The 25507-nt window shown below is 63.0% G+C and carries 23 protein-coding genes and 1 pseudogene; 20 read left to right on the top strand and 4 right to left on the bottom strand.

From position 1 onward, the window contains the following. The first annotated feature begins 249 nt into the window (after positions 1–249). Positions 250–618: a DUF983 domain-containing protein gene (locus tag ACS4RR_RS18765; RefSeq protein WP_017990843.1), complete on the top strand. Its 369-nt coding sequence runs from the start codon at positions 250–252 to the stop codon at positions 616–618. Between the two features lie 99 nt (positions 619–717). On the opposite strand, the gene ACS4RR_RS18760 is transcribed toward ACS4RR_RS18765, so the two are convergent. Then, on the bottom strand, positions 718–1617 hold the full coding sequence (locus tag ACS4RR_RS18760) for a LysR family transcriptional regulator (protein ID WP_456189125.1): 900 nt from the start codon (positions 1615–1617) through the stop codon (positions 718–720). Positions 1618–1760: 143 nt separating this feature from the next. Between ACS4RR_RS18760 and ACS4RR_RS18755 the strand changes: the two genes are divergently transcribed. The 4 genes from ACS4RR_RS18755 (at position 1761) to ACS4RR_RS18740 (ending at position 4494) form a co-directional block, all read left to right on the top strand. Next, positions 1761–2372, top strand: coding sequence for a glutathione S-transferase family protein (locus tag ACS4RR_RS18755; protein ID WP_456189124.1), 612 nt, complete (start codon positions 1761–1763; stop codon positions 2370–2372). A gap of 60 nt (positions 2373–2432) precedes the next feature. Further along, positions 2433–3365 carry a flavin-nucleotide-binding protein gene (locus tag ACS4RR_RS18750; protein ID WP_456189123.1) on the top strand — a complete coding sequence of 311 codons (933 nt, stop codon included), beginning with the start codon at positions 2433–2435 and terminating at the stop codon, positions 3363–3365. A gap of 86 nt (positions 3366–3451) precedes the next feature. Then, entirely contained in the window at positions 3452–3913 is a 462-nt protein-coding gene (locus ACS4RR_RS18745; RefSeq protein ID WP_017963583.1) for a nuclear transport factor 2 family protein, read from the top strand. A gap of 20 nt (positions 3914–3933) precedes the next feature. Further along, positions 3934–4494, top strand: a complete 561-nt coding sequence (locus tag ACS4RR_RS18740; protein WP_456189122.1) for a TetR/AcrR family transcriptional regulator — start codon at positions 3934–3936, stop codon at positions 4492–4494. Between the two features lie 143 nt (positions 4495–4637). Here the strand turns inward: ACS4RR_RS18740 and ACS4RR_RS18735 are convergent, their stop codons facing one another. Further along, on the bottom strand, positions 4638–4769 hold the full coding sequence (locus ACS4RR_RS18735; protein WP_003546730.1) for a hypothetical protein: 132 nt from the start codon (positions 4767–4769) through the stop codon (positions 4638–4640). A 157-nt stretch (positions 4770–4926) separates the two neighbouring features. Here ACS4RR_RS18735 and ACS4RR_RS18730 point away from each other — a divergent pair, with 157 nt between their 5' ends. Next, on the top strand, positions 4927–5631 hold the full coding sequence (locus ACS4RR_RS18730) for a hypothetical protein (protein WP_456189121.1): 705 nt from the start codon (positions 4927–4929) through the stop codon (positions 5629–5631). A gap of 51 nt (positions 5632–5682) precedes the next feature. After that, positions 5683–5988 (top strand): Dabb family protein, encoded by a 306-nt coding sequence (locus ACS4RR_RS18725; protein ID WP_162118052.1) that lies wholly within the window; start codon positions 5683–5685, stop codon positions 5986–5988. Positions 5989–6230: 242 nt separating this feature from the next. On the opposite strand, the gene ACS4RR_RS18720 is transcribed toward ACS4RR_RS18725, so the two are convergent. Beyond that, complete coding sequence (locus tag ACS4RR_RS18720) at positions 6231–7457, bottom strand: MFS transporter (protein ID WP_456189120.1); 1227 nt, start codon at positions 7455–7457, stop codon at positions 6231–6233. Positions 7458–7811: 354 nt separating this feature from the next. Between ACS4RR_RS18720 and ACS4RR_RS18715 the strand changes: the two genes are divergently transcribed. The 13 genes and pseudogenes from ACS4RR_RS18715 (at position 7812) to ACS4RR_RS18655 (ending at position 23063) form a co-directional block, all read left to right on the top strand. Next, on the top strand, positions 7812–8060 hold the full coding sequence (locus ACS4RR_RS18715) for a hypothetical protein (RefSeq protein ID WP_017963587.1): 249 nt from the start codon (positions 7812–7814) through the stop codon (positions 8058–8060). Between the two features lie 55 nt (positions 8061–8115). Next, the gene (locus tag ACS4RR_RS18710) at positions 8116–8787 is read left to right on the top strand and encodes a response regulator transcription factor (RefSeq protein WP_003546765.1); all 672 of its coding nucleotides are present in this window, start codon (positions 8116–8118) and stop codon (positions 8785–8787) included. Continuing rightward, a pseudogene (locus tag ACS4RR_RS18705) lies at positions 8777–10179 on the top strand (ATP-binding protein). Before ACS4RR_RS18710 ends, ACS4RR_RS18705 begins: the two are co-directional and overlap by 11 nt. A gap of 118 nt (positions 10180–10297) precedes the next feature. Continuing rightward, positions 10298–10720: an RT0821/Lpp0805 family surface protein gene (locus ACS4RR_RS18700; protein ID WP_456189119.1), complete on the top strand. Its 423-nt coding sequence runs from the start codon at positions 10298–10300 to the stop codon at positions 10718–10720. A gap of 137 nt (positions 10721–10857) precedes the next feature. Further along, complete coding sequence (gene ccmI, locus ACS4RR_RS18695; protein WP_441005717.1) at positions 10858–12033, top strand: c-type cytochrome biogenesis protein CcmI; 1176 nt, start codon at positions 10858–10860, stop codon at positions 12031–12033. Continuing rightward, positions 12030–12524 carry a cytochrome c maturation protein CcmE gene (ccmE, locus tag ACS4RR_RS18690; RefSeq protein WP_456189118.1) on the top strand — a complete coding sequence of 165 codons (495 nt, stop codon included), beginning with the start codon at positions 12030–12032 and terminating at the stop codon, positions 12522–12524. The genes ccmI and ccmE overlap by 4 nt, the downstream gene beginning before the upstream one ends. Further along, positions 12521–14509 (top strand): heme lyase CcmF/NrfE family subunit, encoded by a 1989-nt coding sequence (locus tag ACS4RR_RS18685; RefSeq protein ID WP_456189117.1) that lies wholly within the window; start codon positions 12521–12523, stop codon positions 14507–14509. Before ccmE ends, ACS4RR_RS18685 begins: the two co-directional genes overlap by 4 nt. A gap of 179 nt (positions 14510–14688) precedes the next feature. Continuing rightward, positions 14689–15150 (top strand): cytochrome c-type biogenesis protein, encoded by a 462-nt coding sequence (locus tag ACS4RR_RS18680; RefSeq protein ID WP_260110507.1) that lies wholly within the window; start codon positions 14689–14691, stop codon positions 15148–15150. A 246-nt stretch (positions 15151–15396) separates the two neighbouring features. Continuing rightward, entirely contained in the window at positions 15397–16989 is a 1593-nt protein-coding gene (locus tag ACS4RR_RS18675) for a Do family serine endopeptidase (protein WP_456189116.1), read from the top strand. A 67-nt stretch (positions 16990–17056) separates the two neighbouring features. Beyond that, entirely contained in the window at positions 17057–17812 is a 756-nt protein-coding gene (locus tag ACS4RR_RS18670; protein WP_170257657.1) for a response regulator transcription factor, read from the top strand. Next, on the top strand, positions 17809–19218 hold the full coding sequence (locus ACS4RR_RS18665) for a sensor histidine kinase (protein WP_017963596.1): 1410 nt from the start codon (positions 17809–17811) through the stop codon (positions 19216–19218). The genes ACS4RR_RS18670 and ACS4RR_RS18665 overlap by 4 nt, the downstream gene beginning before the upstream one ends. Before the next feature lie 133 nt (positions 19219–19351). Then, the gene (locus tag ACS4RR_RS18660) at positions 19352–22309 is read left to right on the top strand and encodes a bifunctional [glutamine synthetase] adenylyltransferase/[glutamine synthetase]-adenylyl-L-tyrosine phosphorylase (protein WP_456189115.1); all 2958 of its coding nucleotides are present in this window, start codon (positions 19352–19354) and stop codon (positions 22307–22309) included. A 103-nt stretch (positions 22310–22412) separates the two neighbouring features. Then, positions 22413–23063, top strand: coding sequence for a glutathione S-transferase family protein (locus ACS4RR_RS18655; protein ID WP_222387292.1), 651 nt, complete (start codon positions 22413–22415; stop codon positions 23061–23063). Between the two features lie 12 nt (positions 23064–23075). On the opposite strand, the gene ACS4RR_RS18650 is transcribed toward ACS4RR_RS18655, so the two are convergent. Beyond that, entirely contained in the window at positions 23076–25385 is a 2310-nt protein-coding gene (locus tag ACS4RR_RS18650; RefSeq protein ID WP_222293106.1) for a PAS domain-containing sensor histidine kinase, read from the bottom strand. Positions 25386–25507 lie beyond the last annotated feature (122 nt).

Raw genomic sequence — 25507 nt, 5'->3', positions numbered from 1 at the left:
TCAGATCGGCCGCACTCTAAGCTGTCCGGGCATGGCGAAGCATATCCGTCACGTTCACGTTTGATCCGCCCAGGCTGCCAAGCCTGGCTGCGGCCCCAAATGCTGTTTCAGAAATCTGCAGTCAGCTAGGACATCTGCGGCATTCTGACGAATTGACTGGCAATCTCCTCGCAATGTAATTATATTGCATGCATACATTAAAAGGCATTGATGGTATCAATGTTCGCGGTACAGCAAAGCGAGATCGTCATGGACACGGAATATCCCCCACTTCCTCCGATACAGACCGGCATCAGGGGACGCTGCCCGCGATGCGGCCAGGGCCATATGTTCAAGGGCTTCCTGACGCTGCAGCCGGAATGCGAAGTCTGCGGCCTCGATTATTCCTTCGCCGATCCGGCCGACGGTCCGGCCTTCTTCGTCATCTGCTTCGCCTGCATCCCGAGCGTGCTGCTCGGCGTGTGGCTGGAGGTGGCCTTTTCGGCGCCGATCTGGGTGCAGCTTCTGGTCACCGGTCCCTTCATGCTCGCCACCTGCATTCCGCCGCTCCGGCCGCTGAAGGGCTGGCTGGTCGCCAGCCAGTATTTCTACAAGGCGGAAGAGGGTAAGCTTGCCTAAAGCATGTCGCGCAAAAGTGTGCAGCGGTTTTGCGCGAACGACATGCGTAAAAACAAAGACCTGAAGCGCGAGGGCGAATCTGAAAGATCGCCACGCGCTTTAGGACCTGTTCAGCGTCGCGCGCAGGCGCGGCGTCGCGAAATCGAGCAGTGCTCGCAGCTTCAGGGGCACCAGGCCTTGCGCGGGATAGACGAGATGCACCGGCGCCGGCGGCGGTTCGAAATCTTCGAGCAGCGGCACCAGCAACCCGGCCATCTCGGCGCGTGCGGCCTGGTAGGAGAGCACGCGGCTCATGCCGAGGCCGGCGACAGCCGCATCGACCGCGGCCTCGGCGGTGTTGACGGCCAGCCGCGAGCGGATCGGCACCGCGAGATCATGTTTGCCCTCGGTGAATGTCCAGCTCAGCATCGAGGCCATACCCTCGAAGGTAACGCAGGCATGCCCAGCGAGATCGCCTGGATGCCGGGGCAGGGCGTGCCGTGTCAGATAATCCGGGCTGGCATAGACCGTACGGCGGATCGCGCCGAGCCTTGTGGCGATCAGGTTGCTGTCCGGCAGGTTGCCGATCCTGAGCGCTACGTCGATATGATCCTCGACGAGGTTCGATATCCGGTCGCCAAGCATCAGCCTCAGATTGATATCGGAATAGGCTTTCAGGAAATCCACCACGACAGGCAAGACGTGTAGCCGCCCGAAGACGATCGGCGCGGTCATCGTCAACTCGCCCTTCGGCGCGCTGTATTCACCGGCTGCCGTCCGTTCCGCCTCTTCCACTCGATCGAGAATCTCCCGCGCCGCCTCGACATAGGAGCGGCCGGCTTCCGTCAGCGTGATCTTCCGGTTGCTCCGTTGCAGCAGCTGGGCGTTGAGATGGGCTTCCAGTTCTGAAACCTTGCGGCTGACGGTTGCGAGCGGGGATCGCAGATGCCGTGAGGCGGCCGACAGGCTGCCCTGTTCGACGACGGCAAGGAGCACGGTCATGGCGTCGAGGCGGTCCATTTTATCCTTCCATGAATTGGTAGCATGCCTTCCAGATTAGCATTCTACTGCAGCCAGATGGAAGGCAGTAAATTACGCAACAGATGGTTCGAAGCGGCCATCGCCAACCGCATCCCGTCAATCGGAAGACCAAAGGAACCATCATGAAACTCTATCATCACCCGCTTTCCGGCCATTCGCACCGGGCTCACCTGTTCCTGTCGCTGCTTGGCGTGCCCTATGAACTGGTCGAGGTCGACATGGCGGCAGGTGCCCACAAGGCGCCGGACTTTCTGAAGCTCAATCCCTTTGGCCAGGTGCCGGTGCTCGACGACAATGGCACGGTCATTGCCGATTCCTCTGCCATTCTCGTCTATCTCGCGCGCAAATACGGCCGCACCGACTGGCTGCCGGAAGAGGCGGTGGCCGCGGCGCGGATACAGAAATGGCTCTCGGTTGCGTCAGGCGAGATCGCCTACGGACCATGTGCCGCGCGGCTGGTCACCGTCTTCGGCGCCGATTTCCGCACTGACGAGGTGATCGCCCGGGCGCACCGCATTCTCGCGCTGATCGAGGCGGAGCTCCACGGCCGCAGCTTCCTGATCGGCGACAATCCTGTGGTCGCCGACGTGGCGCTCTACAGCTACATCGCCAACGCACCGGAGGGCAATGTCGATATCTCAGCCTATCCAAGCGTTCGTGCCTGGCTTGCGCGCATTGAGGCGCTGCCGGGTTTCGTCGGTTTTCGCAAGACCAAGATCGGCCTTGCCGCGTGACAAGCCGCCGGGGCAGGCCGCTGTCCCGGTTCCCTAAATGCTGTCCAAAAGGAGGCCGTGATGCTGGAGCAGACAAGACAGGACGCCACATCGCCCTGGCATGTGGGTGAACTCGCCATGCAGCGCAGTGTCGGTGTCGCCGAACGCATGGACGGGCCGGGACGGAATTTCGTCCGCAAGGCCATGCCGGAGCAGCACCGCGCCTTCTTTCCGATGCTGCCTTTCGTCGTGCTCGGCGCCGTCGATTCCATGGGCGATGTCTGGGCGACGGTCAGGGCTGAGCGCCCTGGTTTCATGGCCTCGCCGGAGCCGGAGATTCTCGAGGTTCGCCTGCCGCGCGACGCAGCCGATCCTGCCGATGCCGGCATGGAGGATGGCGACGCGATCGGAATGCTCGGCATCCAACTCGAGACCCGGCGGCGCAACCGGCTGAACGGCGTGATCCGCAGGGCGGATGCTGGAGCTTTCCAAGTGCGCGTCGGCCAGAGCTTCGGCAATTGCCCGCAATATATCCAGCTTCGCTCTTCCGCCTTCGTCCGCGATCCGGATATGCTGACCGCAATGCCGCCCGCTCATTCCGGCCAACTCGACGATCGGGCGCTAGGGATGATTGAGGGCGCCGATACATTTTTCGTCGCCTCCTATGTCGACCGCGACAATGGCGAGCGACAGGTGGACGTGTCTCATCGCGGTGGCAATGCCGGCTTCGTCCGGATCGGCGCCGATGGCGTGCTGACCATTCCCGACTTTCCCGGCAATCGGTTCTTCAACACGCTCGGTAATTTCCTCGTCAACCCGAAGGCGGGTCTGGTGTTCATCGATTTCGAAAGCGGCGACACGCTGCAGATGACGGGCAGGGTCGAGGTGCTGCTGGATTCGCCTGAGATCGCCTCCTTTCAACGGGCGGAACGGCTGTGGCGTTTCACGCCCGAAGCGATCGTGCTTCGCCCGGATGCCCTGCCGCTGCGGTGGAGCCTGCATTCCAACCTCTGAGGGGAAACGCCGCCTCGAATCGGCTTGTCAATCATTGTACCGATCAGCACAATGATAACCGTTCAGTACAGGAGCCCGGAGAACCTATGTCCAGCCTCGTCCCGCCTTTCACCCTTGAGACCGCCACCCAGAAAGTCCGTCTTGCCGAGGATGGCTGGAACAGCCGTGATCCCGAGCGCGTCTCGCTCGTCTATACGCCGGACAGCCGCTGGCGGAACCGTGCCGAATTCATCACCGGCCGCGCCGAGATCGTCGCCTTCCTCACCCGCAAATGGGCAAAGGAGCTGGATTACCGGCTGATCAAGGAGATCTGGGCCTTCACCGATCATCGCATCGCCGTGCGCTTCGCCTATGAATGGCACGACGACAGCGGCAACTGGTTCCGCTCCTATGGCAACGAGAACTGGGAGTTCGACGCCGCCGGCTTGATGCAACGCCGCTTCGCCTGCATCAACGACCTGCCGATCCGGGAATCGGAGCGCAAGTACCATTGGCCGCTCGGCCGGCGGCCGGACGACCATCCCGGTCTGACCGAACTCGGCCTCTGAACAAGCCAAGGAAGCCGCGGGTGAAGACCGTCTACGAACGCGCCGACATCGTGCCGCTGCTGGCGGAAATCTTCCGCGAGTTCGGCTATGAGGGCACGTCGCTCAGCCGGATCACCGAACGCACCGGCATCGGCAAGGGCAGCCTTTACCACTTCTTTCCCGACGGCAAGGAGGAGATGGCGGGTGCCGTGCTCGCCGATGTCGATGCCTGGTTCGAACATGCGATCTATCAGCCGCTGAGAAAGGACGACGCCGGTCAGGCGATCGCCGCGATGTGGACGAATGTGAGCGATTATTTCCGCTCCGGTCGTCGCATCTGCCTCGTCGGCGCCTTTGCGCTTGACAAGACCCGCGAGCGGTTTCCAGCAGCGATCGGCGATTATTTCATCCGCTGGATCGACGCCTTGCGGTCGGCGCTGATGCGGGCAGGCTGCCCCGAGGGGGAGGCGCAAACGCTCGCCGAGGAGGGCGTCGCGGGCATTCAAGGCGCGCTGGTGCTGTCACGCGCGCTTGATGATAGAATGGTTTTCACCCGATCGTTGGACACGTTGGCGAAGCGGCTCGATGCTGTGATGAGATGAGGGGCGGTAATGTGATGAGGGGGCAAACCGCTGGACGTTGATTGCAATTGGGAAAAATTCACCCGGCCACGAGTGACTGGCCGGGGCATTGATCGGGCGCTGGCAGGCGCTCGAGCTTACATTGGTAGCGTTTTGCGTCTATTTCAGCGTTGCTGTTGAGGCTGCTGGGCCGGGCGCGTATTTTCGCGTTCAGGGCGAACCTGGCGCCATTCGTTTTCCATCTGATCGACGACATGCTGGGGAATGGTGGTTTGGCTATTGGCGGGCGTCTGCATCGGAAGTCTCCTCTGTTCGTGGTAAGGCTTCGGGGCAAGAAGATGCATTGCATAAGACAAAAGGCGTGTAAATCAGTGGCTTAAACACTTTAAACGATTAAATTGAATTTAATCGATTAAGACGGTTTTAACCATGATATTTCGAGGGAAGCGCGGAATGGTTGTCCACATGGACCGGACATTCTTTTTCGATACGGTACGGCACCGACTCTTCAAAGGAAACCTGACTCAGCCTCAGGTAGTGGGCATCACGGCGATTCTCGACGCTTGGGAAGAACGCTTTGCCGATGCCGACCGTCGGTGGCTCGCCTATATCCTCGCAACCGCTTATCACGAGACTGCCTATACGATGCAGCCGGTGCGTGAGACGCTGGCGGAAAGCGATGCGCGCGCGGTCGAGATTCTGGAGACGGCCTTTGCCGCGGGCCGGCTCTCCTGGGTGAAGACGCCCTACTGGCGGCCGGATGAGGATGGCTGCAGCTGGCTCGGCCGCGGCCTGGTGCAGCTCACCCATAAGCGGAACTATGAGGCGATGAGCGTGCTGACGGGGATCGACCTCGTTGCCGGACCCGACCGGGCGATGGAGATGGATGCGGCGGTGACGATCCTGATCGAGGGCATGCTGCAGGGCAGCTTTACCGGCCACAAGCTCGCCGATCATCTGAATGCAACGACCGCGGACTGGGTGAATGCGCGCCGCATCGTCAACGGCACCGACCGGGCGGAAAAGCTCGCAGTCTATGCCATGGTCTTCGATGCGGCGATACGTCCCGATGCGGCCCATGGCATGCTCGCTCGGTTGAAGGCCTGGGGCGCGCATGTTATCGCCCGGCTGACAGCCGGAGTGCCGCGCGTCCGATAGGATGCGCCAAGGCCGCTCCATCATTTTGACAAATCCGACAGGAGCTTCCGCGTGATCCGTCATATCGTCTTCTTCACCGTGCAGGAGGAACATCTGCAGGAGGTGAGGGCCGGGCTTTCGATCCTGACCGGCATTCCGCATGCGCGGCTGCTGGAAATTGGCAGCAACGTGAAGACCGATCAGTTGGGCACCGAGATCGATCTCGTGGTCTACGGCGAATTCGACGATGAGGCGGCCCTTGCCGCCTACAAGGCGCATCCCGATTACCAGCTCTCGATCGAGCGCGTACGGCCGCTCCGGGAAAAACGCATCGCCGCCGATTACGACAGCCGCACGGCGGTGACGCGGCCGCTCTGAATTGCCCAAGCATTTAACTGGGAAGCTACATTCCATTGAAATTTCAAATGGATGACTGATTGTCCGGATTCGGATCGTCGCCAAGCTGACTCAGCTTCTGAGCCACAGAACTCAACTTTCGAAAAAGCGGCGGCAAGCGATTCGAAAGATTCGTCAAAAGGGGCTGCTGCTTCATGGTCTGGCTGCCGCAGCGGTTGCGGCGCGCGGGCGAAAAGCCTCTCTCGTTCATGCGTGGATGATAATCAGGAGACATTAAGAATGGCTGACTCCGATGCGCGGGCGCCGCGCACCAGCGCCATCAGCGTCAGCACGAAGATGAGCGACAATGCCGCGAGAACGGCGCAGGCGACGAGCGCCGGGCCGGTGCCGGCGCGGTCGAGGATGGCGGTGAAGACGACCGGGGCGATGGCGTTGGCGAGATTTTGCGGCAGCGACAGCCTGGCCGATTGCAGGCCGAATTCGCGCGGTGAAAACAGTGCCAGCGGCAGCAGCGCGCGGGCGACGGTCATGACGCCGGCACCGAAGCCGTAGAGCAGGATGAAGGTGACGAGCAGCGGTGTCGACGGACTGGCGAAGAGCATCATCAGGAAACTCATTGCCATGAGGCTGATACCCATCGCCGCGCTGAGCATGGGGTTGCCGCGCCGGCCGAGCAGCATGTCGAGGAAACGCGCCGAGATGCCGAGGACGCCGCGCGTCGAGCCGAGCTGCAGCGCAAAGGCCGGCGAGGCGCCGGATTGGCGGAAGATCTCGAGTAGAGATGGGGAGATGCCGAAGGTGATGAAGGTCGAGATCGTCGTCGCCGCGGCAATCAGCAAGAAGGCCTTGCGCTGCGCCGCTTTCGATAGTGGCACCGGGGCGATTTCAGCCGTGCCGCCTTCGACATGCGTTGCGATCGGTTTCGGCAGGGCGAAAAGATGCAGCGGCAGGCAGACGAAGAAATGCAGCGCCGCGCACACGAGAAAGGTCAGGCGCCAGCCGACCGTCTCGTTGAGCAGGCTGAGGATCGGCCAGAAGATGGCGCTCGATAGGCCGGTGAACAGCATCAGGATGGCGATGACGCGTTTGCCGTTCGCGCCCTCGCGCTCGACGACGGCGGTATAGGCTGGTGCCGAGAGGCCAAGTGCGCCGCCGAGGCCGATGATGACCCAGGCGCTGGCATAGAGCACGATGCCGTTTGCGGCGGCAAGCAGAAGCAGGCCAAGCGCAAAGGTCAGCGAGGCGGCCGAAAGTACTCGGGCAGCACCATAGCGGCCGAGCCATCGGCCGGTCGCGGGACCGACAATGGCGCTAACCACCATCATGATCGTCAGGCCGGCAAATGCCACCTCGTTCGCCAAGCCGAGATCCGGCGCTACGACGCGGCCCATGACCCCGAGCATGTCGAAAGTCGTGCCCCAGCCGATCAGCTGGGTAACGGCAAGGACGGTGACCGTCTGCGCCGAGCGGAAGCGGGAGGATTTTGGCATTGGTGCTGAAACGGTCTGAAATGCGGGGGCTGCAAGGACATAACAGTTTCAACCGGCCGGCGAAAGCTGCGGTCGGCAGGAATGCGATGAGCGCGGACGACTCGCAGACAAAGACTATGGTGTCGGTCCCGCCGGCTCCCCACCTTTACGGGAGGTGATAAAGAACGCGCGGATTCCAAGGCTGGAGGGCATCGTTTGGGGACGCTATGGCGGCAGTTTCCAGGCGCTGAAACAGGCTGTCCCGAACAGTCGAGAGCAGTTCTAGACACCCTGCATTACAGCGCATTCATTTGCCATTCAGGTCGCGTGAGTACATATTCGGGGCAAGTTGGCATTACCTTGAAAGCATAACACATGGCCTTTCCTCTGAGCGTCGCAGCATTGGCCGCCGGACTGGTGGTATCGGCGCCCTCACCGGACGCCACGAGCACTTTTGTCGTGCGTGTCGGAGGCGATTGCAGCGCCGCCGCCGCCCAGGTCGTCGAGCAGACCGGCGGCCAGTTGCTGTCCGTGCAACCGGTGGGCGATACCTGCATCATCACCGTTCTTGTGCAGGGCAATGGCCAGCGCCCACGCAAAGTCACGGTAAAGGTTCCGATGTAGGCGGAATCGGCTTATTCAGGACATTGATCGATTTGAAGCGGACGAAAGTGGACCGATGCGCATCCTGGTAGTCGAAGACGACGTTAATCTGAACCGGCAGCTGGCCGACACGCTGAAGGAGGCGGGCTATGTCGTCGACCAGGCGTTCGACGGCGAGGAAGGCCATTTCCTCGGCGACACCGAACCCTATGACGCCATCATCCTCGATATCGGCCTGCCGGAGATGGACGGGGTCACCGTTCTTGAAAAATGGCGCGGCGCCGGCCGCGGCGTGCCGGTGCTGATCCTGACGGCGCGCGACCGCTGGAGCGACAAGGTCGCCGGCATCGATGCCGGTGCCGACGACTACGTCACCAAGCCCTTCCATGTCGAGGAAGTGCTGGCCCGCATTCGGGCGCTGATCCGGCGTGCGGCCGGGCATTCCTCATCCGAGATCATCTGCGGGCCGGTACGCCTCGATACCAAATCCTCGAAGGCGACGGTCAACGGCACGACGCTGAAGTTGACCTCGCACGAATATCGACTGCTTTCCTATCTCATGCATCACATGGGCGAGGTCGTCTCGCGCACGGAACTGGTCGAGCATATGTACGACCAGGATTTCGACCGTGATTCCAACACGATCGAAGTCTTCGTCGGCCGCCTGCGCAAGAAAATGGGCGTCGACCTGATCGAAACGGTGCGCGGTCTCGGTTACCGCATCCAAGCGCCGAAACATGCGAATTAAGTCGCTCACCGCACGTGTGTTGCTGCTGACCACGGTCTGGTCGACGGTGGCGCTGGTGGTGATCGGCCTCTTGATCTCCACCCTCTACCGCAAGAGCGCCGAACGCGGTTTCCAGGATCTGTTGAGGGCGCAGCTCTACAATGTCATCAATTCGGTGACGATCGGCGATCAGGGCGCACTCAGCGGCAGCCCGCAGCTCGGCGACCTGCGCTTTGCCCAGCCGAAGACCGGCTGGTACTGGGTGGTGGAACCGCTCGGCACCTATACGACAGCTCCGCTGGTGTCGCCTTCGCTCGGCTCGGCGCTCATCCCGGTTCCCTCCGTCGTCGAGGCGCCTTTCGACAAGAATTACGAGCGGTACTATCAGGTGACGGATGCCTCCGGGAACCGTGTGCAGGTGGCCGAGACCGAAGTGGTGCTTGATACCGACGGGCGCGCGGCGCGCGTCCGCGTCACCGGCAATGTCGATGTCGTCGAGGACGACGTGCGCACCTTTTCCCACAGCCTCTATCTGGCGCTTGCCGGTTTCGGCGTCGGCAGCCTGATCGTCAACGCCCTGGCGATTCTCTATGGCCTGAAGCCGCTCGACAAGGCCCGCGCCGCACTGGAGCGCATCCGCGCCGGCGAGAGCGAGCAGCTGAAAGGCGACTTCCCGCGCGAAATCCTGCCGCTTGCCAACGAGGTGAACGCGCTGATCGATAGCAACCGCCGCATCGTCGAGCGGGCCCGCATGCAGGTTGGCAATCTCGCGCATTCGCTGAAGACGCCGATCGCCGTGCTGCTCAACGAGGCGCGCGTCCTCGAAAAATCCCATGGTGAGCTGGTCCGCAGCCAGGCGGAATCGATGCAGGGGCAGGTGCAGTCCTATCTCAATCGGGCGCGCATCGCCGCGCAGCGCGAATCCGTGCTCGCCCGCACCGATGCCGAGCCGGCGCTCGAGCGACTGGTGCGCGTCATGCGCCGGCTGAACGTCGATACTGAATTCGATCTCGTCGTCTCGCCGCCGCATCTGGCCGTTGCCATGGAGCAGCAGGATCTCGAGGAGACCGTTGGCAATCTCCTGGAAAATGCAGCGCGCTTTGCCAAGAGCCGGGTGCGGCTTTCGGCCGTCGAGGCCGGCGAGGATGTGAAGGGGGTGAGGCGAGCGCGCGCCGCCACTGGGTGGAGCTCGCCGTCGAGGATGACGGGCCGGGCCTGGAGCCGGATCAGATCCGCGAGGCGCTGAAGCGCGGCCGCAGGCTCGACGAAAGCAAGCCGGGAACCGGGCTCGGCCTCTCGATCGTCACCGAGATTTCCAATGAGTACCAGGGACGGCTCGAGCTTTCCCGCGGTGAATGGGGCGGGCTGAAGGCGAAGCTTATCCTGCCTGGCGTCACAAAGGATGTTGCATGAGCAACTGCTTGATGTCACAAAGATACTAGCAAATGTATAGCATGCTTTGCCTTAATGCTGACACGGGGACGCTGCACTTCGATCGGCTGAAATTGACCCCTGATCGTGGTTCGACGCAATGATTTTACGCTCGCAAGGCATGATCGTTTCTGCTCTTCTCGTCGCCGTCGCGCTGTCCGGCTGCACGACGACGAAGGGTGCCGCCTCACGCGGCATTTTTTCGAGCAAGCCCTCGGCATCGGCCGCCTTCATCACCGCGCTGCACGGCGGCATTGTCGGCCGCAGCGATGTGAGCTTGAACGACAGCGACAAGCAGCGGGCGCTAGAGGCGGAATATCGGGCACTGGAAGGGGCCGCCGTCGGCCAGCCCGTGCTCTGGACCGGCAAGGACGTGACCGGCAAGGTCGTCGCGGCTGCACCCTATCAGGTCGGTTCGCAGAACTGCCGGCAATATACCCATACGCTGACCGTCGACGGCAAGGACACGGTGGCGCGGGGCGCTGCCTGCCGCAACGACGACGGCAGCTGGTCGCCGCTCTGAATTGCGGCCAATAGAGCGCGCGCTAAGGACGATCTATCGCTTTAAACCAGCACATGGGAATTATGTGCTAACCTCAAATCTTCGTCATTCCGGCTTTGGCAGTTGGAATGAAGGCGCGCTTCACGTATTTGGGCGACATGCTGTTCTGGATTCTCGTTGCCGCTTTGACGGCAGCCCTCGCCGTCATCCTGCTCTACCCCCTTCTGCGCGGAGCGAAGGCGGCGGATAATATCCGTGCGGGCGAGACGGCTGTCTATCGCGACCAGTTGCGCGAGCTCGACCGCGATCTCGATGGCGGGCTGATCACCCCGGAGGAGGCTGATTATGCCAGGGCGGAAATCGGCCGGCGGCTGATCGCCGTCTCTGCCGACGAGCCGGCGCAGACACTGAAACCCGCGCGGCATCACCGTTTCACCGAGGCCTTCGTCCTCCTGCTCCTGCCGGTTCTCGGCCTCTGTCTTTATTTGACGACGGGCAGGCCGGACCTGCCCTCGCAGCCGCTGGAAGCGCGGCTGGAAAACCCTGGCAATGACGTAGCGGTGCTGATCACCAAAGCGGAACGGCACCTGGCTGAGAAACCTGATGACGGCAAGGGCTGGGACGTGCTGGCGCCGATCTATTTCCGCACGATGCGCATCAACGACGCGCAAGTGGCCTACCGCCACGCCATCCGGCTTCTCGGCCCGAGCCCGGTCCGGCTCGATGGCCTTGCCGAGACGCTGATCGCTGTCTCCGACGGGGTGGTGACGGAGGAGGCGCGGCAAGTGCTGGAGCAATCGCTGACGCTGGAGCCTGACAATCCGCGCGCCCGTTTCTATATCGCCCTCAGCATGGAGCAGGCGGGACGGCCCGATGAGGCGCGGCAGGCCTTCGAGGCACTGGCAAAACAATCGCCGGCCGATGCGCCGTGGCTGCCGCTGGTCAACCAGCATATCGCCATGAACGGCGGCGCGCCGGCAGGCCCTGGTTCGGCTGCCCAGGGCGCCAATCCATCTGCCTCGGGCGCCAATCCGGCTCCCGGCAATCCCACGCAGCAGGATGTGACGGCGGCCGAGACCATGAACGCCGGCGACCGGCAGCAGATGATCCGCGGCATGGTCGAAAGCCTCGATGCCAAGCTCAGCGAGGATCCGAACAATTTCGAGGGCTGGATGCGGCTCGTCCGCTCTTACGCCGTATTGAACGACAAGGATCGCGCCGCCGGCGCCCTGAAGCGCGGGCTGGCGGCCTTTCCGCCGCCCGGCGAACAGGGCAGGCAATTGCTGGCGCTGGCCAGGGAACTCGGCATAGCCCCGGAGGGAGCGACGCAATGACGCGCAAGCAGAAGCGCCTGGCGGTGATTGCAGGCGGCATGGGCTTCATCCTCGCCGCCGTGCTGCTGGTGATGTTCGCCTTCAGCCAGTCGGTCGCCTATTTCTACATGCCGGCCGATCTCGCCAAGACGCCGGTGGCGCCGGAAACCCGCATCCGCCTCGGCGGCCTGGTCGGTGAGGGCAGTGTCGTGCGCGGCACCGGCTCGACGGTGGAATTTGCCGTCACCGACGGCAGCGCCAATGCCGTCAAGGTCCAATATACCGGCATCCTCCCCGATCTCTTCCGCGAGGGCCAGGGCGTCGTCACCGAAGGCATGTTCACTGCCGGCACGAACATCTTCGTCGCCGACACCGTGCTTGCCAAGCATGACGAGACCTATATGCCGAAGGAGGTGGCCGACAAGCTGAAAGCCCAGGGGCTGTGGAAGGAAGGCCAAGGCCAGGAAGGTCAGGGCCAGGAAGAGGAACAGCAAGTGAAGGCGACGCCATGATCATCGAGATCGGCCATTACGCGCTGGTGCTGGCGCTGGCCACGGCGCTCATCCTTTCCATCGTGCCGGTGATCGGAGCCCGTCGTCACGACCGGGCGATGATGGATGTGGCGACGGTCGGCTCGCTGGCGATGTTTGCGCTTGTGGCCTTCTCCTTCGCCGTGCTGACCTATGCCCATGTCGTCTCGGATTTCTCGGTCGAAAACGTCTGGGAGAATTCGCATTCGCTGGTGCCGCTGATCTACAAATACTCCGGCGTCTGGGGCAATCACGAGGGATCGATGATGCTCTGGCTGTTGATCCTGACGCTGTTCAGCGCGCTGGTCGCCGTCTTCGGCCGCAATCTGCCGGAGACGCTGAAAGCCAATGTATTGGCCGTGCAGGCCTGGATTTCGGTCGCCTTCACGCTGTTCATCCTGCTGACCTCCAATCCCTTCCTGCGGCTCGATCCGGCGCCGGCCGAGGGCCGCGATCTCAACCCGGTGCTTCAGGATGTTGGTCTGGCGATCCATCCGCCGCTGCTCTATCTCGGCTATGTCGGCTTCTCCGTCTGCTTCTCCTTTGCCGTTGCTGCGCTCATGGAAGGGCGCATCGACGCTGCCTGGGCACGCTGGGTGCGGCCCTGGACGCTGGCGGCCTGGACCTTCCTGACGCTCGGCATCGCCATGGGCTCCTACTGGGCCTATTACGAGCTCGGCTGGGGCGGCTGGTGGTTCTGGGACCCGGTGGAAAACGCCTCCTTCATGCCGTGGCTCGCCGGCACTGCGCTGCTGCATTCGGCGCTTGTCATGGAAAAGCGCGAGGCGCTGAAGATCTGGACGGTGCTGCTCGCCATCCTCACCTTCTCGCTGTCGCTGATGGGCACCTTCCTGGTGCGCTCCGGCGTGCTGACCTCGGTGCATGCCTTTGCCAGCGACCCATCCCGCGGCGTCTTCATTCTGTGCATCCTGCTGATCTTCATCGGCGGGGCGCTGTCGCTGTTTGCCTTCCGCGCGCCGAAGCTTTCGGCCGGCGGGCTGTTTGCGCCGATCTCGCGCGAGGGCGCGCTCGTCGTCAACAATCTGATCCTGACGGTCGCCTGCGGCACGGTGCTCACAGGCACGCTCTATCCGCTGCTGCTGGAAACGCTGACCGGCGACAAGATCTCCGTCGGACCACCCTTCTTCAACCTGACCTTCGGCCTGCTGATGGCACCGCTGATCGTCATCGTACCCTTCGGGCCGATGCTGGCCTGGAAGCGCGGCGATCTGCTGGGTGCCCTGCAGCGGCTCTATGTCGTCGCAGGTCTCGCCTTCCTTGCCGCGCTGATCTTCTTCTATATCGAACATGGCGGGCCGGTGCTTGCCGTCCTCGGCCTGGCCGCCGGGCTGTTCCTCATCCTCGGCGCGGTCGCCGATCTCTGGTATCGCGCCGGCATCGGCAAGGTGGCGGGCAGCCTTGCCTGGCGGCGGCTTTCCGGCCTGCCGCGTTCCGCCTTCGGCACGGCGCTAGCCCATGCCGGGCTCGGCGTCACCGTGCTCGGCATCGTCGCGGTCACGACCTTCCAGAGCGAGCATGTCATCGAGATGAAGCCCGGCGAGGTGACGAAGGCCGGCGGTTACAGCCTGCATTTCGACGGCATGCAGCCGGGGACCGGGCCGAACTATACCGAGGAGCGCGGCCACTTCACCATCCGCCGCGCCGGTGTCGCGGTTGCCGATACCTGGTCGGCCAAGCGGCTCTATACCGCCCGGCAGATGCCGACGACGGAGGCTGGTATTCTGACCTTCGGCCTCAGCCAGCTCTACGTCTCTTTGGGTGACGCCACCAAGGACGGCGGCATCGTCGTGCGCATCTGGTGGAAGCCGTTCATTCTCTGCATCTGGGGCGGCGCGGTGATCATGGCCTTCGGCGGCCTGGTCTCGCTCAGCGACCGGCGCCTGCGTGTCGGCGCCCCGCGCCGCAAGGCGAAGCCGGCAGCTCCTGCCATGGAGCCTGCGGAATGACGCGCTCACGGCTTTCTTCCCCTTCTCCCCATCGGGGAGAAGATGCCCGAAGGGCAGATGAGGGGGCCGAGCGGCGGAGCTGCGAGGAGCTTGAGCGCAAGCGAAAGGTCGCCTGTGCTGCGAAGGGTGGCCCCCTCATCCGCCCTGTCGGGCACCTTCTCCCCGAGGGGCGAAGGGGAATGCGGCTTCTCTCCCGGCTCCTCATCGTCCTTTTCGTCCTCTTCACGCCCGTCTCCGCCTTCGCCGTCAATCCCGACGAGGTGCTGGCCGATCCAGCTTTGGAAGCCCGCGCTCGCGCTCTCTCGGCCGAGCTGCGCTGCATGGTCTGCCAGAACCAGTCGATCGACGATTCCAACGCCGATCTGGCCAAGGACCTGCGGCTGCTGGTGCGCGAGCGCATCAGCGATGGCGACAGCGACGAGGCGGTGCTGAACTACATCGTCTCGCGCTACGGTGAATTCGTGCTTTTGAAACCGCGTCTCAGCCTGAAGACGGGGCTGCTCTGGGGTGCACCGCTGCTGCTGGTGCTTGTGGGCGGGCTGTCACTGCTGGTCTTTGCCCGCAACAGGGCCGGCAAACCGACCGGCAGCAAGCTGACGGCAGACGAGCAGGCGAAGCTGAGCGAGCTTCTGAAAAAGTAAACGGTTAGCCGCTAATCCTCCATCATGACCGGCGGCAGCGAAAAGGCGGGCGCGCAGCGCAGGATCCCTGACGAGAAGCTGTTGCGGGTGAAATCCATATGAGTTTGCCGTAGACAAACATTGCAAACATTACGAACTTTTCATTGGCCGGACAGTTCGCAGTAAGGTGCGGCGTTCTATATCTTCAGTCATCGACTGATCCGGCGTCGCCGGTCTGAAGATCCAAGAACAAGAGAAGGTGCTCCAATGCTCAAGAATTTCAACGGACGTCCGTCCCTCGCCACCGTGCTCAAGGCTTCTACCGTCGCCGGTATCGCAGCCGCTGTGCTCGCAACCGGCGTTCCGCTCGAAATCACCCGGTCCTATGCCGAAGCTGTCAAGGTTCAGGCGCCTGCCGTTCCGAGCTTCGCCAATGTCGTCGATGCCGTTTCGCCGGCCGTCGTTTCTGTCCGGGTCGAAAACCGCGTCAATCCCGTCGCTGACAACAATGAAGGCTTCTCCTTCGATTTCAACGGTCGCGGCTTCGATGACCTTCCCGACGATCATCCGCTGAAGCGGTTTTTCAAGCAGTTCGGCCAGGATCCGAATGATCAGCAGGGTCATCAACGGCGCTTCGGCCAGAACGGCCCGAATGGCGGCCCGAATGGTCCGGGCGGCAAGGGTCGCCTCCGCCCCGTCGCCCAGGGCTCCGGCTTCTTCATCTCCGAGGATGGTTACATCGTCACCAATAACCACGTCGTTTCCGATGGCCAAGCCTTCGTCGCGGTCATGAATGACGGCACCGAGCTCGATGCCAAGCTGATCGGCAAGGATCCGCGCACCGACCTCGCCGTGCTGAAGGTTGACGGCAAGGGCAAGAAGTTCACCTACGTCAATTGGGCCAACGACAATAACGTCCGCGTCGGCGACTGGGTCGTCGCCGTCGGCAACCCCTTCGGCCTCGGCGGCACGGTCACGGCAGGCATTATCTCGGCCCGCGGCCGCGATATCGGCTCCGGTCCCTATGATGATTACCTGCAGGTGGATGCCGCCGTGAACCGCGGCAACTCTGGCGGCCCGACCTTCAACCTCAACGGCGAAGTCGTCGGCATCAACACCGCGATCTTCTCACCGTCGGGCGGCAGCGTCGGCATCGCCTTCGCCATTCCCGCCTCGACCGCCAAGGACGTCGTCGCCGATCTGATGAAGGACGGCCAGGTCTCGCGCGGCTGGCTCGGTGTCCAGATCCAGCCGGTAACCAAGGACATCGCCGAATCCATCGGCCTTTCCGAGCCGAGCGGCGCCCTTGTCGTCGCCCCGCAGGCCGGATCGCCGGGTGAGAAGGCCGGCATGAAGGCCGGCGACGTCGTCACCGCGCTGAACGGTGAAACGATCAAGGATGCCCGCGATCTCAGCCGCCGCATCGGCGCGATGCAGCCGGGCAGCAAGGTCGAGCTTTCAGTCTGGCGCGCCGGCAAGGCCCAGCCTCTCACCGTCGAACTCGGCACGCTGCCGGCCGACCAGAAGGATGCGTCTGCCGATGACAACAACCAGCCACAGCAGCCTGAGGCACCGGCTTCCGAGAAGGCGCTTGCCGATCTCGGCCTGACGGTCGGTCCTTCCGACGACGGCAAGGGCCTGGCGATAACCGGCATCGACCCGGATTCCGAGGCTGCCGACAAGGGCATCAAGGAAGGCGAGAAGATCACCTCGGTCAACAACCAGGAAGTCTCCAGCCCCGACGATGTCGTCAAGGCACTGAACCAGGCCAAGAAGGACGGCCGCACTCGGGCGCTCTTCCAGATCCAGTCCAGTGAAGGAAGCCGTTTCGTCGCGCTTCCGATCAACGGACAGGGCTGATCCCTAAGATAGCTTGGAGCCGTGCGGACGAAACTCCGCGCGGCTCGATTCTTCTGATCTTTGAAGGATGATCCCCATGACCGCCGCTCCCCAGGAAGATGCTTTGAGCCTTGCCGAAACGCAGCCGGTGGGTAATGTCGGCCGCATGAAGATTCTCATCATCGAAGATGATCTCGAAGCCGCGGTCTACCTCACCAAAGCCTTTCGCGAAGCGGGCATCGTTGCCGATCACGCCAGCGACGGCGAGAGCGGCCTGTTCATGGGGTCGGAAAATACCTATGACGTCATCGTCATCGACCGCATGCTGCCGCGCCGCGACGGGCTTTCCGTCATCAGCGAGTTGCGCCGCAAGGCCATCCATACGCCGGTCCTCATCCTCTCCGCGCTCGGCCAGGTCGATGACCGCGTGACCGGTCTTCGTGCCGGCGGCGACGACTACCTGCCGAAGCCTTATGCCTTCAGCGAATTGCTGGCGCGCGTCGAGGTGCTCGGCCGCCGCAAGGGCACGCCGGATCAGGATGTCGTCTATCGCGTCGGCGATCTCGAGCTCGACCGGCTATCCCACGAGGTGCGCCGCGGCGGCAAGGAGATCCCGCTGCAGCCGCGCGAATTCCGCCTGCTCGAATATCTGATGAAGAATGCCGGCCAGGTGGTGACCCGCACCATGCTGCTCGAAAACGTCTGGGACTATCACTTCGACCCGCAGACCAACGTCATCGACGTTCATGTCTCGCGCCTGCGCTCGAAGATCGAAAAGGACTACAGCCAGCCGCTCCTGAAGACCATTCGCGGCGCGGGGTATATGATCAAGGATGAGGGATGAGCCGTTTCAGGGTTCTCTTCAAGTCCACCGCAGTCCGCCTTTCGGCACTCTATATCCTGCTTTTCGCCATCTGCGCCGCGACGCTCGTCTTCTATGTGACGGCCATGTCGGAACGGTTGCTGACGGGCCAGATCCGCGACGCCGTCAGGCAAGAGGTGGAGCAGGTGCAACGGGCCTATGACACCGGCGGCATGAACCTCCTGCTGCGCACCATGGAGCGGCGTGCCCGCCAGCCCGGCGCCAACCTCTACATCATTGCCGGCCCCTCGGGCGATATTCTCGCCGGCAACGTCGCCTCGGTGCAGCCGGGTGTCTTCGAGGAGGTCGGCTGGACCTCCGCGCCCTTCATCTATCAGCGTTATACCGACAGCGGCATCGAGCGCCGCCACAGGGCGATCGCCAATATTTTCGTGCTCGACAACGGCCTGAGAATCCTGATCGGCCGCGATCTCGGCGACCCAGAGCGTTTCCGTCTGCTGGTGCGCCAGGCGCTGATGGTGGCTTTGGCGATCATGGGACTTGGCGCCATCATCATCTGGTTCGCCATCGGCCGCAACGCGCTGAAACGCATCGACCGCATGTCGGATGCCAGCAAGAAGATCATGGCCGGAGACCTGTCGCAACGCCTGCCGGTGGGCGGATCGGGCGATGAATTCGACCGCTTGTCGATGTCTTTGAATACCATGCTGGAGCGCATCGAGAAGCTGGACGAGGGCCTGCGGCAGGTCTCCGACAACATCGCCCATGATCTCAAGACGCCGCTGACGCGGCTGCGCAACAAGGCAGCCGATGCGCTCGATATCTCCGACGGCGAGACGCGGCGCACCGCGCTCGAAGGCATTATTTCCGAATCGGACCAACTGATCCGCACCTTCAACGCGCTGTTGATGATCTCCCGCGTCGAGGCCGGATCGGTCGCCGCCGAGATGACGCCGGTGGAGCTTTCGGCCATCGTCTCCGATAGCGCCGAGCTTTACGAACCGGCGGCGGAGGAGGCGGGGCTTGGCTTGAGCTCCAGCATCGAGCCGGATGTCGAAGTGCAGGGCAATCGCGAGCTGATCGGCCAGGCGATCTTCAATCTGCTCGACAATGCCATCAAATATTCCTCTGATACCGAAGGCGCGGGCAAAGTGTCGCTGAAACTTTCCCGCCGCCCGGACGGCATCTGCCTTTCCGTGGCCGATCACGGACCGGGCGTTCCCGCCGACCGGCGAGACGACGTGGTGAAGCGCTTCGTCCGCCTCGATGAAAGCCGGTCGAAGCCGGGGACGGGGCTCGGGCTTTCGCTGGTGGAAGCGGTGATGGAGCTGCACAATGGCCGGTTGGAACTCTCCGATACCGATCCTGATAAGCCCGAACAGCGCGGATTGACCGTCAGCATGATCTTCCCCGCCAAGGCTGCCTGATGACTCGATGCCGATGATCGGCTGAATCGCGTATTGGCGGTTTTCCGCCAAGACCCTAGTTTAATGCCGGTCGAAGGAGATGTTCCCGCGATTCTGCGGGACCGTTTCCTAGGCGCTAAAGCAGGGAGAGCGCATGCTGACGAAATCGACGCATGGCCTGGAGGATGTCGCCGAAGGCCTGCTGCGTCCGCTGAACCAGACGGAGTTGAAGCTGGCGCTGGCCGACCTTCAGGAGGCCGGCAGACACGAGCCGTCGGTGGCGGCGATGCTGAAGACGGAAGGCCCGCTTCGTGATTTCATCGCGGCCGTGCTGACGCTGTCCCCTTATTTGCGCGAAATCGTCAATCTCGATCCCGGCATCCTCGCCGGCGCCATCACTCAACCGCTGGAGCCGCAGATCGAGGCGCTGGTCGCCGAGGCGCGGCGCTGCTGGCAACGGGACGGCGAGGGGGCGGCGCCTTCGGAATCGGTGGTGATGAGCAGGCTGCGCGTCATCAAGCGCAAGGTGGCTTTCCTCGTCGCACTCGCCGATCTCGCGCGCATCTTCGACGGCCGGGCGACGACGGCCTGGCTGAGCGAGCTTGCCGAAGCGTCGGTTGCCGCGGCGATCGACCATCTGCTGCTGGCGGCGCATGAGGGTGGAAAGCTGCGGCTGCGGGATCTGGCAGCACCGAGCGACGGCTCCGGGCTGATCGTGCTCGGCATGGGCAAACTCGGCGCATCTGAACTCAACTATTCCTCCGATATCGACCTCGTCGTCGTCTTCGACGAGGAGGCCGGTATCGTGCCCGACCCGGATGACGCGATCGAGGTCTTCCCGAGAATGATGCGACGCTTGGTCCGCATCCTGCAGGAGCGGACAGCCGACGGCTACGTCTTCCGCACCGATCTCAGATTGCGCCCCGATCCCGGTTCGACGCCGCTGGCGATCCCGGTCGATGCGGCGATGATCTATTACGAGGGCAGGGGCCAGAATTGGGAGCGGGCGGCCTTCATCAAGGCGCGCGCCGTTGCCGGCGACCTCACGGCGGGCGGCGATTTCTTGCGTGGCCTTGCCCCTTTCGTCTTCCGCAAATATCTCGATTACGCGGCGATTGCCGATATCCATTCGATCAAGCGGCAGATCCATGCGCATAAGGGCCACGGTGCCATCGCGGTCAAGGGTCATAACGTCAAGCTCGGCCGCGGCGGCATCCGCGAGATCGAGTTCTTTGTCCAGACCCAGCAGCTGATCGCCGGCGGTCGCATGCCGGCCTTGCGCGGACGGGCGACGGAGGAGACGCTCGGTGAACTCACCAAGGCGAAATGGATCGACGCGGAGACCCGTGACGAATTGACGGAGGCTTACTGGTTCCTGCGCGATGTCGAGCATCGCATCCAGATGGTACGCGACGAGCAGACCCACCTGTTGCCGGAGACCGATGCCGACCTGAAGCGCATCGCCTTCATGATGGGCTTTTCCGACACGCCGAGCTTCTCCGAACGACTGGTCGGCGTGCTGAAGACGGTCGAACGGCGTTATGCTCACCTCTTCGAACAGGAGAGCAGGCTTTCCACCGACACCGGAAACCTCGTCTTCACCGGCCAGGGCGACGACCCGGATACGCTGGAGACGCTGAAGAGGCTCGGTTTTACCAGGCCGTCCGACATTTCCCGCATCATCCGCACCTGGCACTACGGCCGCTACCGGGCGACGCAATCGGTCGAGGCGCGTGAAAGGCTGACCGAACTGGCGCCGGAGCTCTTGCGGGTCTTCGGCGAAAGCAAGCGCGCCGACGAAGCGCTGCTGCGCTTCGACAGCTTCATCTCCGGCCTTCCCTCCGGCATCCAGCTGTTCTCGCTGCTCGGCAGCAATCCGGCGCTGCTGTCGCTGATCGTCAACATCATGTCCTCGGCACCCCGGCTTGCCGAGGTGATTGCCGCCAAGCCGCATGTCTTCGACGGGATGCTCGATCCCGGCCTGATGGCCGAGCTGCCGACGCGTGATTATCTCGGCGAGCGGCTGAAAGGCTCGCTTGCCCAGGCCCGCCACTATGAAGAGGTGCTCGACCGGCTACGCATCTTCGCCGCCGAGCAGCGCTTCCTGATCGGCATCCGCCTGCTCACCGGTGCGATCAACGGCGTGATGGCCGCACGCGCCTTCACGCATCTCGCCGACCTCGTCATTGCAGCAGCACTTGATGCCGTGGTGAGCGAGATGCGGGCAGCACACGGCGATTATCCCGGCGGGCGCATCGCGGTCGCCGGCATGGGCAAGCTCGGCAGTTTCGAGCTGACGGCCGGTTCCGACATCGATCTGATCCTGCTCTATGATTATGACAACGCGGCCTCCGAATCCGATGGGCCGAAGCCGCTCGACGCGACGCGTTACTTCACCCGCATCACCCAGAGGCTGATGGCCGCTTTGTCGGCGCCGACCGCCGAAGGTGTGCTCTATGAGGTCGATATGCGGCTGCGCCCATCCGGCAACAAGGGGCCGGTCGCCACCCGTATCAATGCATTCGGCAAGTATCAGCGCGAAGAGGCATGGACCTGGGAACATATGGCGCTCAGCCGCGCCCGGCTGATCTGCGGCAATGAGAGCCTCGTCGCCGAGGCGGAACTGATCGTCCGGGAGGTGCTGTCGGCCGATCGCGATATCGCCAAGGTGGCGCGTGACGTCGCCGAAATGCGCGAACTGATCGACAAGGAAAAGCCGCCATCCGGCCCGTGGCACCTGAAGCTGATCGCCGGAGGCGTCATCGATCTCGAATTCATCGCCCAGTACCTGGCGCTGATCGCGCCGACCAGCGGCGTCGGCAGTGCCGTCAATGGGATGAGCACCGGCGAGGCCCTGAAGGTGCTTGGCGACCGGCTGATGGCAACCGTCGATCTCGACTTATGCCTGGAGGCCTTCACGCTTTATACCGGCCTTTCGCAACTGATCCGCCTCTCCATCGACGGCCTGTTCGATCCGAAGGATGCGCCGGCGGGCCTCGTCGAACTCGTCTGCCGCGCCGGCGACTGCCCTGATATCAAAACGCTGGAAGGGGAGGTAAAGCGGCTGTCGAAAGCGGTTCGGAAAATATTCTTGAATGTCGTGAAAGCCTGATCTCACACCAGGCGGAACGATCGCGAGGATTATCGCGAGCATCGCCTGTCGGAATCTCGCTTAGCCAATCGTCTTCAGGATAGGCAAGCGATGGAGAACACCAATGACGATTACCATTACCGCTTTTGAACGGTCGCCCGATCGCGGCAGGGGTCTGGCGCGCGACATGCGCGTTCGCTGGGCGCTCGAAGAAGTGGGCCAGCCTTACGAGGTTCGTCTTGTCTCATTCAAAGAGATGAAGGAGCCCGCGCATCTGGCGCTGCAGCCTTTCGGGCAGATTCCGACCTATGAAGAAGGCGATCTCGCACTGTTCGAGTCCGGCGCCATCGTCTTCCATATCGGCGAGCGCTATGCGGGCCTGCTGCCGGACGATGCGAATGCCCGGGCGCGCGCGCTCACATGGATGTTTGCCGCGCTCAACACGGTGGAAACACCGATCTTCGACCGCGCTCTCCTCATGATCCTCGAGCGCGACAAGCCTTGGTACGACCAGCGCCTTGCTGCCCTCGAGGACAGCATCCGCAAACGGCTGATCGGCCTCTCCCGCCGCCTTGGCGATGCCGACTGGCTCGATGGTGCGTTCAGCGCCGGTGACCTGCTGATGGTGTCGGTGCTGCTCAGGTTGAAGGGATCTGACATATTGGAAGAATATCCGAACCTCGCCGCCTATGTCGCCCGCGGCGAGTCGCGGCCGGCATACAAGCGTGCTTTCGCCGCTCAATTGGCTGTTTTCACCACCGCATCAGCAGGCTGAAGAGGGTCGGCTCTAGATATCGTCGGGAATGCGCAGCGAGATCACCGTGCCGACCGCTTCGCGTGAGCGGATCTTCATGCGGCCGCCATGCAGCAAGGTCAGCGAGCGGGAAATGGCGAGCCCGAGGCCGGAGCCGCCCTTGCTCTTCGCATATTGGCTCTGCACCTGCTCGAAGGGCTGGCCGATCTTCGACAGCGCCGAGCGTGGAATGCCGATGCCGGTGTCGGCGATGGTGACGACGACGGCGCCGTCGACGCGGCGGGTGCGCACCGCGATGCGTCCGCCATTGTCGGTGAACTTCACCGCATTGGAGAGCAGGTTGAGCAGCACCTGTTTCATCGCCCGGCGGTCCGCCATCAGCGTCAGGCCGGAGCAGATGCGCTGTTCGATGACGATGTTCTTTTCAGCCGCGGGCATGGCGGTGAAGCGCAGGCTTTCCTCGATCAGCGGCACGAGGTCGATGCTCTCGCAATGCAACCTGACATGGCCGGCCTCGATTTTCGACATGTCGAGAATGTCGTTGATGACGTTGAGCAGATGTTTGCCGCTGTCATGGATATCGCGGGCATATTCGTCGTATTTCAGCGAGCCGAGCGGCCCGAACATCTGGTTCTGCAGGATTTCGGAGAAGCCGAGGATGGCGTTGAGCGGCGTGCGCAGCTCATGCGACATGTTGGCGAGGAATTCCGATTTCGCCTTGTTGGCAGCCTCGGCGCGTTCCTTCTCCGCCTGGTAGTTGGCGTTGGCCGTCGACAGCTCGGATTTCTGGATCTCCAGCGTCTGGCGTGAGGCGGAAAGATCGCCGATTGTCGCCATCAGCCGGCGTTCGGATTCGCGCAGCCGCTCCTGATGACGTTTCATCAGCGTGATGTCTGTTCCGACCGAGACCTTGCCGCCGTCGCGGGTGCGCCGTTCGTTGATCTGCAGCCAGCGCTCGTCGGCAAGCTGCACCTCCGTCGTACGCGAATAGCCGGAGCCGTCGGCATCGGAAATCCGCCGCTCGATGACAGGACGAGCGGCGGCCGCATTGACGGTCGAGCGCTCGGTGCCGGGCACAAGCACGCTGTCCGGCAGGCCATAAGCCTGCTGGAAATGCGTGTTGCACATGACGAGGCGATCGTTCTTGTCCCAGAGCACGAAGGCTTCCGAGGTGCATTCGATCGCGTCGGCCAGGCGCTGGTCGGCTTCTGCGTAGCGCTGGGCGAGCCGATGCTGTTCGGTCACGTCCATGGCGATGCCGATCAGGTGCATGCGGCCGGAATTGCTGCGGATCACCTGGGCACGCGCCCGCATCCAGACATAGTGGCCGCCGGCATGGCGCATGCGGAAGATCTGATCGACCTGGCCGGAAGCGCCCTTGCCGATGGCGCGCGCGATCTCGTAGAGCCCGCCGTCATCGGGATGCATCAGCCGGGCGGCTTCGCCGAAGCCCATCGTCTTGTCCGAACCCGGCAGGCCGAGCATGTCGTACATCGAGCGCGACCAGAAGAATTCGCGGGTTTCGAAATCGAAATCCCAGAGGCCGCAGCGGCCGCGCGACAGCGCCGTCTCGACGCGCAGGTTCGATTCCACGAAGATGTCGTCGGCATCGCGGGCGCGCTTTACCTGTGTGTAATAGGCATAGAGGATGACCAGCAGGATCGAGGAGATACCGGCAAACAGCGTCACGTTAAGCGCCAGTTCCTCGCGCCAGAGCCGGCCGACCTCGTCGAGCGAGGTGGCGGCGACGATAAAACCGCCAGCATTGCCCATCAGCGTGATCTCGGCATAGTGCGGCACGCCGCCGATCGTCGTTTCGATGACACCGGCGCGATCGCCGAAGCGCCGGATCGCCGAGACCTCGGGGAAGAAATCGCCGACATTGCTGCCGACATGCGAAAGCCCGGCGGTGGTCGCCGCAAAAACCTTGCCGCTTGCCTGCACGAGCAGCACGAAGGCGCCGCTGTCCAGCCGGTCCTGCGGCAGGTATTTGGCGAGACGGGCCTGCGCCTCAGTGATATCGCCGCTGTCGAAAACATCGGCCGTATCGGCAAACACCGCAGAGGCGGTCGCCGCCGAAAGTGCAGTGGCATGGCGCGCCGAGGCCTCCAGACGCCCGTATTCGCTCATCATGCCGAAGAAATGCGAGGCGGCGACAACCGAGAGGAAGGCGACGATCAGCGCCGGAATGGCCCGCTTCAAGACCAGCTCGGCCTTCGGCAGATAACGCAGAAGTGGTTCCGATGTCGCATGGCCGGAAAGGCTGTCGCGCCAGGCTTTCAACCCGCCAAAATCGACACGCAGCCGTCCTCCGGCCACGGTTGCCCGTCGCACGTCCATCATCTCTTCGCCTTGTCCCTCATGTGATTCGCGCGCCGCTCGCTCGAACCTGACCTAGAGAATCATGGGTGATTCGCCTTGTCCAGAGGCAAAGGTAAAAATCCGTTAACTATTTATAATTTCGG

It is taken from the genome of Rhizobium zaerense (assembly GCF_051810725.1).
GTDB classification, from domain to species: domain Bacteria; phylum Pseudomonadota; class Alphaproteobacteria; order Rhizobiales; family Rhizobiaceae; genus Rhizobium; species Rhizobium leguminosarum_I.
The sequence above is the reverse complement of the archived record's forward strand: the minus strand, read 5'-3'. Positions and strand labels throughout refer to the sequence as shown.